The sequence below is a fragment of the Thalassovita sp. ABM4_323 genome, from assembly GCF_056158665.1.
Genome location: NZ_JBSWTS010000007.1, coordinates 1,167,501 through 1,179,292 on the forward strand (window position 1 = coordinate 1,167,501; position 11,792 = coordinate 1,179,292).

The 11,792-nt window shown below is 55.4% G+C and carries 8 protein-coding genes, 1 tRNA gene and 2 rRNA genes (1 of these 11 only partly in view); 4 read left to right on the plus strand and 7 right to left on the minus strand.

Annotated features, from left to right (window positions below; all coding sequences use genetic code 11):
* The 3 genes from ACXADQ_RS08090 to ACXADQ_RS08100 form a co-directional block, all read left to right on the plus strand.
* Window positions 1-2,138, plus strand: a 23S ribosomal RNA gene (locus ACXADQ_RS08090); it begins 726 nt to the left of the window's first position.
* 90 nt (window positions 2,139-2,228) lie between these two features.
* Window positions 2,229-2,343, plus strand: a 5S ribosomal RNA gene (rrf, locus tag ACXADQ_RS08095).
* Window positions 2,344-2,389: 46 nt separating this feature from the next.
* Window positions 2,390-2,466: transfer RNA gene (locus tag ACXADQ_RS08100), tRNA-Met, on the plus strand.
* Window positions 2,467-2,694: 228 nt separating this feature from the next.
* On the opposite strand, the gene ACXADQ_RS08105 is transcribed toward ACXADQ_RS08100, so the two are convergent.
* The 4 genes from ACXADQ_RS08105 to ACXADQ_RS08120 form a co-directional block, all read right to left on the minus strand.
* Window positions 2,695-3,854, minus strand: a protein-coding gene (locus ACXADQ_RS08105; protein ID WP_475318427.1) for an IS3 family transposase whose coding sequence is annotated in 2 segments (ribosomal slippage) — window positions 2,695-3,605 and window positions 3,605-3,854 — 1,161 coding nt in all. Because the reading frame shifts where the segments join, the coding sequence is not laid out codon by codon here.
* Between the two features lie 173 nt (window positions 3,855-4,027).
* Window positions 4,028-4,738: a helix-turn-helix transcriptional regulator gene (locus tag ACXADQ_RS08110; RefSeq protein WP_475318432.1), complete on the minus strand. Its 711-nt coding sequence runs from the start codon at window positions 4,736-4,738 to the stop codon at window positions 4,028-4,030.
* 281 nt (window positions 4,739-5,019) lie between these two features.
* Window positions 5,020-5,196: a DUF2783 domain-containing protein gene (locus tag ACXADQ_RS08115; RefSeq protein ID WP_475318437.1), complete on the minus strand. Its 177-nt coding sequence runs from the start codon at window positions 5,194-5,196 to the stop codon at window positions 5,020-5,022.
* Complete coding sequence (locus tag ACXADQ_RS08120) at window positions 5,193-6,974, minus strand: FAD-dependent monooxygenase (protein WP_475318443.1); 1,782 nt, start codon at window positions 6,972-6,974, stop codon at window positions 5,193-5,195. Before ACXADQ_RS08120 ends, ACXADQ_RS08115 begins: the two co-directional genes overlap by 4 nt.
* Before the next feature lie 333 nt (window positions 6,975-7,307).
* On the opposite strand from ACXADQ_RS08120, the gene ACXADQ_RS08125 reads away from it, so the two are divergent.
* On the plus strand, window positions 7,308-8,738 hold the full coding sequence (locus tag ACXADQ_RS08125; protein ID WP_475318449.1) for an amidase family protein: 1,431 nt from the start codon (window positions 7,308-7,310) through the stop codon (window positions 8,736-8,738).
* 83 nt (window positions 8,739-8,821) lie between these two features.
* Here ACXADQ_RS08125 and ACXADQ_RS08130 read toward each other — a convergent pair whose 3' ends face one another.
* The 3 genes from ACXADQ_RS08130 to ACXADQ_RS08140 all read right to left on the minus strand — a co-directional run bounded on the left by ACXADQ_RS08130 (window position 8,822) and on the right by ACXADQ_RS08140 (window position 11,781).
* Window positions 8,822-10,333, minus strand: coding sequence for a tripartite tricarboxylate transporter permease (locus tag ACXADQ_RS08130; protein ID WP_475318452.1), 1,512 nt, complete (start codon window positions 10,331-10,333; stop codon window positions 8,822-8,824).
* Between the two features lie 12 nt (window positions 10,334-10,345).
* A complete protein-coding gene (locus ACXADQ_RS08135; protein ID WP_475318456.1) occupies window positions 10,346-10,765 on the minus strand; it encodes a tripartite tricarboxylate transporter TctB family protein in 420 nt (139 codons plus the stop codon).
* Between the two features lie 62 nt (window positions 10,766-10,827).
* Window positions 10,828-11,781, minus strand: coding sequence for a tripartite tricarboxylate transporter substrate binding protein (locus ACXADQ_RS08140; RefSeq protein ID WP_475318461.1), 954 nt, complete (start codon window positions 11,779-11,781; stop codon window positions 10,828-10,830).
* Window positions 11,782-11,792: the final 11 nt, after the last annotated feature.

Here is an 11,792-nt window from a genome sequence, read left to right on the forward strand (position 1 = left end):
GGTAAGGTAACACTTACTGGAGGGCCGAACCCACACCTGTTGAAAAAGGTCGGGATGAGTTGTGCCTAGGGGTGAAAGGCCAATCAAACTCGGAGATAGCTGGTTCTCCGCGAAATCTATTTAGGTAGAGCGTCATCCGAATACCCCGGGGGGTAGAGCACTGGATGGGTAATGGGGCCCCACAGGCTTACTGATCCTAACCAAACTCCGAATACCCGGGAGTACTAGATGGCAGACACACCACGGATGCTAACGTCCGTGGTGGAGAGGGAAACAACCCTGACCTCCAGCTAAGGCCCCTAATTCATGGCTAAGTGGGAAAGCAGGTGAGACGACCAAAACAACCAGGAGGTTGGCTTAGAAGCAGCCATCCTTTAAAGATAGCGTAACAGCTCACTGGTCTAAATAAGTTGTCTTGCGGCGAAGATGTAACGGGGCTCAAGCCATGAGCCGAAGCTGAGGATGCACATAGTGCATGGTAGCGGAGCGTAGTGTGACATAGCACTGATCTTTATTATCGCCAAAGGTCTTGGCGCAGGTAACTGTGCTCAAGTAGCCAAAGGCGGTAGCACAAGATCAAGTGCTTTCTGTGAAGCCGGGCTGTAAGGCATCCGGTGGAGAGATCACTAGTGAGAATGATGACATGAGTAGCGACAAACAGTGTGAGAGACACTGTCGCCGAAAGTCCAAGGGTTCCTGCTTAAAGCTAATCTGAGCAGGGTAAGCCGGCCCCTAAGGCGAGGCAGAAATGCGTAGTCGATGGGAACCAGGTTAATATTCCTGGGCCGTGGAGTGGTGACGGATCATGAAGGTAGTTCATCCTTATCGGATTGAATGGGCTGCTGATTGGTTCCTGGAAATAGCCCTCCTATCAGACCGTACCCTAAACCGACACAGGTGGACTGGTAGAGAATACCAAGGCGCTTGAGAGAACTATGTTGAAGGAACTCGGCAAAATACCTCCGTAAGTTCGCGAGAAGGAGGCCCGGTTTCTACGCAAGTATTGACTGGGGGCACAAACCAGGGGGTGGCGACTGTTTACTAAAAACACAGGGCTCTGCGAAGTCGCAAGACGACGTATAGGGTCTGACGCCTGCCCGGTGCTTGAAGGTTAAAAGGAGAGGTGAGAGCCTTGAATTGAAGCCCAAGTAAACGGCGGCCGTAACTATGACGGTCCTAAGGTAGCGAAATTCCTTGTCGGGTAAGTTCCGACCTGCACGAATGGCGTAACGACTTCCCCGCTGTCTCCAACATAGACTCAGCGAAATTGAATTGCCTGTCAAGATGCAGGCTTCCCGCGGTTAGACGGAAAGACCCCGTGCACCTTTACTACAGCTTCACACTGGCATCAGGCCAAGCATGTGCAGGATAGGTGGTGGGCTTTGAAACCAGAACGCCAGTTCTGGTGGAGCCTCCCTTGAGATACCACCCTTGCTTTGCTTGATGTCTAACCGCGGCCCATTATCTGGGTCCGGGACCCTGTGTGGCGGGTAGTTTGACTGGGGCGGTCGCCTCCTAAAGAGTAACGGAGGCGCGCGAAGGTTGGCTCAGAGCGGTCGGAAATCGCTCGTTGAGTGCAATGGCAGAAGCCAGCCTGACTGCAAGACTGACAAGTCGAGCAGAGTCGAAAGACGGCCATAGTGATCCGGTGGTCCCGAGTGGAAGGGCCATCGCTCAACGGATAAAAGGTACGCCGGGGATAACAGGCTGATACTGCCCAAGAGTCCATATCGACGGCAGTGTTTGGCACCTCGATGTCGGCTCATCTCATCCTGGGGCTGGAGCAGGTCCCAAGGGTACGGCTGTTCGCCGTTTAAAGAGGTACGTGAGCTGGGTTTAGAACGTCGTGAGACAGTTCGGTCCCTATCTGCCGTGGGTGTAGGATACTTGAGAGGAGTTGCCCCTAGTACGAGAGGACCGGGGTGAACGATCCACTGGTGTACCAGTTGTTCCGCCAGGAGCAGTGCTGGGTAGCTATGATCGGACAGGATAACCGCTGAAGGCATCTAAGCGGGAAGCCCCCCTCAAAACAAGGTATCCCTGAGGACCGTGGTAGACCACCACGTCGATAGGCCGGAGATGTAAGTGCAGTAATGCATTCAGTTGACCGGTACTAATGGTCCGATAGGCTTGATTTGATCCAGTAACAGCAAGACTGTTCAATCAAATCAAAAGCATACACAACACTAAGTACAGCGTACTGCCTTGGACACTTGGTTATTACTCGGTTTGGTGGTCATAGCAGAAGCAAAACACCCGATCCCTTCCCGAACTCGGAAGTTAAGTGCTCTAACGCCAATGGTACTGCATCTTAAGGTGTGGGAGAGTAGGTAACCGCCAAACCTAGCAATAACCAAGTAGATCTCCTATATAGATGTAACAATATTGGCGCGGGATGGAGCAGCCCGGTAGCTCGTCAGGCTCATAACCTGAAGGTCGCAGGTTCAAATCCTGCTCCCGCAACCAATTTCCCACAAGAAAAAATGAAGCTAAATCGAGGCTTACCACCTCTGTTCAAAAATCGATCCACGCATAAATCCTTGCATGCTAGCCTCGATTTGTACCGCGCAACCCTCGCACAAATTCGTACAAACGGCATTTTATGGAAAGACACGCAATTCTGGGCAACAAGGTGAAGCTCTATCGCCGCTCCGATGGCGGTAACTGGTGACCTGCCCCCCGAGGCTCCCTCATTCATAACGAGAGTTTGCGGGTCTGGTTTTCATAGTCTTGGTCGTCAATTTGGGCAAGCGCGCCGGACGCGGAGCTCTCAAATTGCTCAAGCGTTCGGCGCGCTTCTGCGGGCGTTTTGTTTCCGAGAGATGAGTGCGGCCTGACGTTGTTGTAGTCGTACCGCCAGAGCGCCAGTTTTCGACGCGCATCATCCAGACTTTCGAACATCTCTTCATTTAGACATTCGTCGCGCAAGCTGCCGTTGAATGACTCGATGAAGGCATTCTGCTGTGGCTTGCCCGGATCAATGTAGTGCCAGTCGACGCCGTTGTCGTTCGCCCATTTCAGGATTGCCCGGCTTGTGAACTCAGTCCCGTTATCGCTGACAATGCTGGCAGGCTTGCCATAGATACGCACAAGCGCATCCAACTCACGCGCAACCCGGGCACCCGAGATGCTGGTGTCGGCCATCAGGCACAGGTTCTCACGGCAGCAATCGTCATTGACGGCCAGGATGCGGAACCGGCGTGATGCCCCGAACGTGTCCGACAGGAAGCCCATCGACCAACGTTCGCCTGGCCTCAAAGCCTCTGGCATTGGTGTTCGAGACCCACGCGCCCGTTTCCGTCCACGCCGTCGCCGAACGCCCAGCTTCTCCTCGGTGTACAGCCGATACAGCTTCTTGTGGTTCATCACGTATCCTTCGCGCTCCAGCATCACGCCGATCCGGCGGTAGCCAAACCGACGCCGTTTGGCCGCGACGGCCTTCATCTCCTTGCGTATCTCAGGATTGTCCGGCGGGCGTTCACGCCGGACCGTCTTCGGATCGACACCGACAAGTCGGCAGGCCCGGCGTTGCGAGATGTCATGATCCCGCATCGCCCTGAGCGCTGCCTCTCGCCGCTCATTCGGCGTCGTCAACTCTTTCCCAGCAAATCCTTCAGCACAACGTTGTCCAGCATGGCATCGGCCAGCAGACGTTTAAGCTTGGCGTTCTCGTCCTCCATCGCCTTCAGCTTGGCCGCATCAGACACTTCCATGCCGCCATACTTGGATTTGAATTTGTAGAACGTGCCCTGGCTCAGGCCATGCTTGCGGCACACCTCCGCCGTCGGAATCCCGGCTTCTTGTTCTTTGATCATCCCAATGATCTGGGCTTCAGTGAAACGGCTCTTTCGCATTTGTTTGCTCCTTCAAGAGGTTGAGCAAACTCTACATTAAAGTGCGGGAGATTTCGGGGGGCAGGTCACAATCATCCCCGCGCTGCTGGCCACCCGGCAACCAGATTGTAGTAGTCATGGAACAGGCGCGCGCGAAGTATTTCGGCAGCGGGTATATTGGCAGTTTCCCCAAGCTACTCTTGGCAAAGCGCAAATAGCGCAGTTTTTGAGTTGATGGCGAGTTTGTCATATGCGCGCCGTCGAAAGGTGGAGATCGTGTTTGGGCTCAGATCCATCTCTGCTGCAATGGCGTCGGTGGTAAGCCCTTTTAGGATCCATCGGCATACCTCTTGCTCGCGTTCAGACAGTGTTAGCAACGGATCCTCAAGTGAATGGTCAGAGGAAGACTGATAGTGAAGAGCCGCAAGGTGCGCAGCGACTTCAAATCCCCCCTCATTTTTTTCAAGAAATTCGCGAGAATAGGGACCCGTTTCTGCGTAGCGGTAAAAATTCAGACACAGATGAAGCGAGCCTTTGCGAACTGAGATTGCGACTTTGTCAACCAGACCGGGCTTCTCAAAAAAAGCTTGCAGATACTCTTGGTCCATGCGGCCTTTCAGGCCGTTTAGGTCGAAAATCTGCACAGCGTCCGCCGTACTGGTGGTTTTAGCAATCTGGAAAAACGGATCGTTGGTGTAGCCAAATGTAACATATTTTTCCGCCAAAGCCCGAGCTTCCCCATCGGGCCGTGTATTGTAGGAAAGAAAGCAACGCGGTTCTTCTCCTTCATAAGAGAATATCATGCATTGATCTGCACGCAGGACGCTCGTGGCCAACTCAATATATGCGGCGTTGAAGGCCTTCTTTCCGATTTGTGATATACACCGCGAAAGTACGGCCATCATTTCTCGACTGCTTTCTGCGCTTCTATCCATGGCATGGTTTTACCAGAGTTGTTCCACAGATTATAGCCGGGGGGAGAACCCGAACAGTGACCCGACCATCCGCCACTTCCGAAATTTGTCTGGCCCAAGGTTTGATGGCATTGGCGATAAACGGATGTCGGGGTGCAGCCAGCTGGACAGAACCAGATCGGTTTGTGCTGTTGCTGCGGTTGCCAGCCGGCTGACGACGGTTGTGGCCGCAGGCGATGCGCCTACGGCCAGCCTCCTCAGAGTATTTCTCTCTAGTCCATCGATTCCGCTGCTGAATCTACGCAAGCCAGAAAGGCGTTCACATCGCCGGATTGCTGGGCGAGCAAGAGAGCGAGTTTGGCAAGGAACATTTCGCTTTTCTCGGCACCGACTTCGTCAATTTTGATCACCAGCGCCTCGTATACTTTTTCGAGATCTGCCCGTGTCATTTCGATACTCCTTTGCCTTGTGTGATCGCGCGAAACCCGGCGACGATGTCACTGGCCTGCGCCTGATGCCAGCGCCCGGCTATGTGCATGTCGGGGCGCACAAGACAGGCGGACCCATCACAGGCAGCGAATTTTTCAGACACCACCGATGGCTGAGGAAGCGCAACAACAGTCAGCTGATCCTCTTGCACACCAGCTTCTGTGATCGCCTGTGCCAGCTCTTCGCTGAAGCAAAGGACCGTGAACCCAAGCCCCAGCTTGTTAGTCAGGAATTCGCCATCCAGCTTCGCCTCAGGCAGGGGGGCACCAATTTCCGGCCCACCGGCAAACGCATCGTCCTCATCCAGAACGGCCGGGCTTTTGGCATAGGTGAAAGCCGTGAACTGACGGGGGTTCGCCAGTTCTCCGGCAAATGGATGAGTCAGCGCCAGCGAAAGGGCCGAGTCGCGCATCAACTTCCAGCCATGGGTATTTGGGGTCATGAAGCGCGCGCTCTTGGAAGCGTTGGCAAACACATCCAGCGTCGCCCCGCGCCGCTCGGGCGTATAGCTGTCAAGCAACGCCTCATCAGCCTTGCCGTTCAATACCCAGCCCAGTTTCCAGCCGATGTTCGCTGCGTCTGCTATCCCGTTGTTTAGGCCGCGAACTCCGAAGATTGGCACGATGTGGGCGCTATCACCGACAAAAAACACACGTCCGTCGCGGTAATCATCCAGTGCCAGCGTATTGGCCGAATAGACGCTCCACCATTCCAGCTCCCAGGGGCCATCATGGCCGATATCCTTGAGTACAGAAGCAACGCTTGCCCGAACTGCGTCTTCTCTAAGCGCGTCTTCGGTTTTCTCGTGATCTTCCAACTGATAGTCGATGCGCCAGATATCATCCGGCTGCTTGTGGATCAGAACGGTGCCGCCGGGGCGACACTCGGGATCAAACAGCGCACGACGGATGGTCGGATAGTCATGATCCATTTGGACATCGGCGATGACATAGCGACCTTCAAAATTCTGTCCTTTCAAACGGTGACCGCGCATGGTGCGGATCGGGCTGCGCGCGCCGTCACAGGCAAAGGTCCACTCGGATTTAAAGGTGTATTCACCGTTCGGATCTTTGATGGTCAGGCGGGTCCCGTTGGAGATATCCTCGATGCCCGTGACTTCGCTGAGCCAGCGGGTTTCTATCAGGTCGTTGGCCTCAACCGCATTCCAAAGGTACTCTTCGATGAACTGCTGCTGAATATTGTACATCGGACGAAATTTTTCGTCCTCGCTGTCAGGCATGTGGAATTCAAGGACCTTCTTGCCCCGATAGAACGAACGCCCGGTGGTCCACCCCAAAGATTTCTCTAGAAAAGGAGCAACGGCGTTCAGTTGCTCCAGGATGTAATAGCTGGGGCGCGCGATGCAGATGGCGCGGCTGCCGTCATTGAAGGTGTTCTTGTTGTCAAACAGCACGGAGCGGATGCCTTCTTTGGCAAGTGATAGTGCGGCGGTCATCCCGACTGGGCCGGCACCAACAACAGCAACCGGCGCAGTGTTGTTTTCCTCTGTACGGCTCGCTGAGTCCGGAGCCTCGAATTGCGGGTAGTTGAAGTAAAGCGATTCAGTTTCGCTACGACCGGCTGGTCTCATGTTTGCCCCCCTTAAAATGTCAATGTGTCGAGGGACAAGATAGCCGAGAGATCGCTGCTCCGTCTGTCCCTTGAAACGGGTGACAAGTGAGGTATCCACCAAAGCGGCCAGTGTCGCACCTGGAAATTTGATCGGAACGCCAGGCACTGGGCTATCTATCTTATCAGCGTTGTGTCGCCGCGGGGGAATTCTGGGAAGCCTGAATAAATCTTGGTCAAAGGAATTTTTCAGCTGGGAAGAACCGGCAAGTGACACCGCCCGTCAGGCGACATCTCCTGAAAGCAATGAGCTGCGAGCGGAACCGACTGCCCCCAAAGACAGACCCTCCGTTACGTTACAGTCTCAAATCTCCGAAAAACTCTGACGACGGACATATTATCAGTCTAGGCTCCGGTCACCTTCTATGCCGCCCTCGCGGCGACAACCTGAGAAACGTCTATCGTTGAGGGGCAGACACAATACCGCCCAACAGGAGAGAAAATGAAGCACTTCGATTTGGCAAAAACAGCGTCAGAGCAAATCCAGGACCTCGCATCTGGAAAAATCACCGCCGAGGCTTTGCTGGAAACCTATATTGCGCGGTTCAACGAGGTGAACGGCACGCTGAACGCTGTGGTACGCACCGACTTTGACGCTGCCCGAAAACGCGCCCGTGAAATTGATCAACGCCGCGCTGCGGGCGAAAAGATCGGCCCGCTTGAGGGCCTGCCCATGACCGTCAAGGACAGCTTTGACGTCAACGGCATGCCCGCCGTCTGCGGCGTGCCCAAATTCGCCAAACGCGATGATGATGTGGAAGACGCTATTCTCGTTGACCGCTTGAAAAAGGCCGGTGCCGTCATTTGGGGCAAAACCAACTCGCCAATGATGGCCGGGGACGTTCAAACCTTCAATAAAGTTTACGGCGTCACCAACCACCACATTGATCAAACCCGCAGCCCTGGCGGATCGTCAGGAGGTTCCGCTGCCTCGCTCGCGTCGCTGATGACCCCGTTGGAAATCGGGTCGGACATTGGTGGCAGCCTGCGCAATCCGGCGCATTTCTCTGGCGTCTGCGCGTTCAAACCAACCTGGGGCCTTTTGCCCAGCCACGGCCACGTGCCGCCATCCCCGAAATTCCGCCACAAGCCAGATCCGGATCTGGCAGTCGTCGGGCCCATGGCGCGCAACATCAAAGACCTGCAGATCCTGATGGAGATCATCTCCGCGGGCGACATTCCGGCCACCGAGCCAAGCTTGAACCTCAAGGACCTCCGCATCGCCTTTTGGATGGAGGAAGCCAGCTTTCCGCTCGGCAGGGACTGCGTCAGCGCCTTGGAAAACCTGAAACACATTCTGGAGGCCAAAGCCGGTTCTGTCACCCAGACCCGTCCAGACCTTGGTGCGGCCGAGGTCTTTGACACCTATCTGGACCTGTTGATACCGATTATTTTGTCCGAGATCCCATCACCTATCAAATCGGTGATGCGGGCCCTCCGGCCAGTGTTGCGCCTGATGGCGGGCAAAAAAGAATTCACGATGCCCAAGGCGCTTATCAAAGGTGTCGCCCCGCAACACGAAATCGACGCCGCAGACCAACGGCGCAAACAGTTCAAACAAGAATGCGACCGTTTCTTTGAGACCCAAGATGTGCTCATCGCCCCCGTCACAGCAACGCCTGCAGTCCTGCATAAAACCGAGGGGACGATCTATCAGCGCGTTTTCGACGTTGATGGGAAAGAAACAGAATACCTGCACCAGCTGAACTGGATTTCGCTGGCGACGGTCTGTCACCTGCCCGTCGTTGTCATCCCGGTCGGAATGTCCGCGGACGGATTGCCAATCGGTGTGCAGTTGATCGGGCCAGAAGGCGGCGACGCGAAACTGCTCGAGATCGCTCGGTTGATCGAAGCGGCGGTGGCGGGCAGCTAGGCCCAAGAAGGTCTTCGGAAAGACCGCAAGGCAGATGCCAAGGCGCTTTTGGCGCAAACGATGGCTTAGCGGCCGAAGGCGCGTTACCCAGACTTTGCTTTGGCCCTTCTTGGAGTTCGCACGCCCAGCCAATAAACCGCGAAAGCTGCCATCGCCAACATGACCATTGCGACGGGGTGGTTGACGATATTCGTGACATCGCCGCGCAGGATCGTTGCCGATTGACCAAGAGAGCGCTCAAACTGCGGCCCAAGGAAAAAGGCGATAATAAAGACCACCACTGGGTAGTTCAAAGCGTTCATCACCAATCCCAAAACAGCAAACAGCAACATCACAAAGACGCCGAATGTACCCCCGGTCGACAGGTAAACCCCGACAATACACAGCACCAGCGCCGCCGAGAACACCAGGGACTCAGGTGCGGTAATGAGCTTGGCCCAGAGGCGAAGGCCGAAAAGACCGCAGACAAAGTTGCACATGTTGGCAAATATCATGGCGCCGAACAAACCGTAGATCAGCTGGCCTTGCTGGTCGAACAGCAGGGGGCCGGGCTGGATGCCCTGGATCAAAAAAGCACTGATCAAAAGCGCCGCCGAGGCGCTGCCCGGTAGACCAAGAGTGAGCAGAGGGATGAAATCCGCACCGGCTACCGAACTGTTGGCGGATTCCGTCGCCGCGATGCCGCGCAGGTCGCCCTTGCCAAAACTTTCAGGGTCCTTGGCGGACTGCTTGGTCGAGGCATAACTCATGAAGGCCGCTGCCGTGGACCCCATGCCTGGGACGGCGCCGATAGCTGTGCCAATCATCGCGCCCCGCAAAAGGACAAAACGGCAAGCCCAGTATTCGCGGAAGGTGATGTCTTTCTGATCGCTGGTCTGGTCCTCTGGAATATTGACCGCAGGCCGCATCTCTCCTCGGAGCTTGGACAGCCTGGCAATGATCTCGGAAACAGCGAGCGCGCCAATGGCGACAGAGGCGATGGGGAACCCATCATAAAGATCGAAAAAGCCAAACAGGAAGCGAGGCGTGGAATGTTCGGGGTCCAGCCCGACGGTGGCCACCAACAGCCCCAAAGCCGTTGCCAGGACGCCCCGTGTAACCGAAGCGCCGATCAGGCCCGCAATCAGAGAGAACGCAAAAACCATCAGCGCAAAGATCTCGACAGGCCCCATTTTCAGGGCGATCAAAGCCAAGGGCGCGGCTACCGTAATCAGAACGAAGTCGCTGAAAGAATCCCCCGACACCGATGAAAACAACGCCATTTTCATGGCTTTCAGGGGCTTGCCCTTTTTCGTCAGGGGATAGCCATCAATTGCGGTAGCTGCGGCATCCGGGGTGCCGGGCGTGTTGATCAGGATCGCCGGGATGGCTCCTCCGATAAGACTACCTTTGTTGATCCCGACCAGGAAACCGATGGCTGGCAACGGATTGAGGACGAACGTAAACGGGATGGCGATGGCCATGGTCATTACAGGGCCAATTCCAGGCATAGCCCCAACAAATTGCCCAACGATGACGCCGACCAGAACAAAAGCCATATTATAGAGCGTAAAGGCATCCGCGAGGCCGGACAGAATGATGTTCAGATCTACCATAAGCCCTGTCCTTTAGGCCAAAATACGGTCAAGCAGACGCTCTACGATGAGCCAAGTGCCCAAGGGGATCACGAAACTTCCGACCAGAAGCCAATGCCAGCGGCGCTCACCGATCATCAGCATGGCAATCAGCGCGAAAGGTGGCGCGATATATTCAAAGCCGAACACGTCCATGGCCCAAACCGCGATTACGACAAGCACAATGAACAACACCGCTCGGACGACGGTCAGAAGGTCGGTCGAAAGGTCTTCTGGCGTTGCAAAAAACTGAAGCGCTGCGGTCAAAATCATGATCCAGACAGCGATACTCGGCACGGTTGACGGAACGATGCGCCCAAAATCCACGGCCTCGACCTGTCCGGGCATGATCAGAAAATAAAACGCCAAACCGAACAGAAGGATTAGTCCTGTTATGACTTTATCCAGGCTCATGGCTTGCCCCTCTAGAAAGCTTGCGCGGGATCTGAACCCGCGCAAGAGAGTTGTACGAGACGTTATTGCTTCGCCGCGTTGATGAGTTTGATGACATCATCCAACCCGCTGACCAGCTTTTCCTCGGTGCCATCAGGCCCCAGGTTGTTCGGCGTGGTCTGCATCAGGTTGCCAATCAGTTCCTGAAGCGAGGCCGAGTTGATCGCATCGTCAAGTGCTTTTGCCAGGGCTTCATTGGTTTCGGCGTCCAGACCTTTGGGAGCAGCAATGTAGAAGTAGGGCTCGCTGGAGTAGTCATAGCCCTGTTCGATCAACGACGTGGTGTCTGGCGAATACCCCTGGCGGGTTTGCGTCGCCACAGCCAGCATTTTCAGATCACCGGATTCGACATACTGAATATGCGCACCCGCGCCAAAGCCAGCATCGAGCTGACCACCCAGAAGGCCTTTCATGATTTCAGCGCCACTTTGGTTGCTGACCATCTCAAAGCCTGCGTCGGTCTGATTGTTGACGGCAAGCATGATCATCCGCTGCGGGCCTGCGTCAAAACCGACCAGCGACCCACCGTTCGCTTTGGAATGTGCAACCAGCTCATCGAACGTATCATAGGGTGCATCCGCAGGGGCAACGACAGCGAGCGGGGCCAGAACCACCGTCGCAAGATAGTCGAAGCTGTCGGCTTGGAAAGGCAAGGTATCGCCACGCTCTGCCAGGTTCAGCAAAGTCGGGATGGTCACACCCATGCCCAGCTTTAGTCCGTCAGGCTTTGCGCGTACCAGCGATGAGAACATTGCCACACCGCCGCCGCCGGGCTTGTTTTCCACAACAACGTCCCAGCCGGTGTTTTCTTCCATGGCGGCTGCGATGGCACGGCCGAGCGTGTCGGTGCTGCCCCCTGAACCAAACCCGACTTGCAAAGTAATCGGGCCGTCAGGGGCCCATTCGGCGCTGGCCGCGGTCGCAAATGCCATGACTGCACCGGCAGTCAGTACACGTAGTAAGGGTCTGAATTTCATCTATTTTCTCC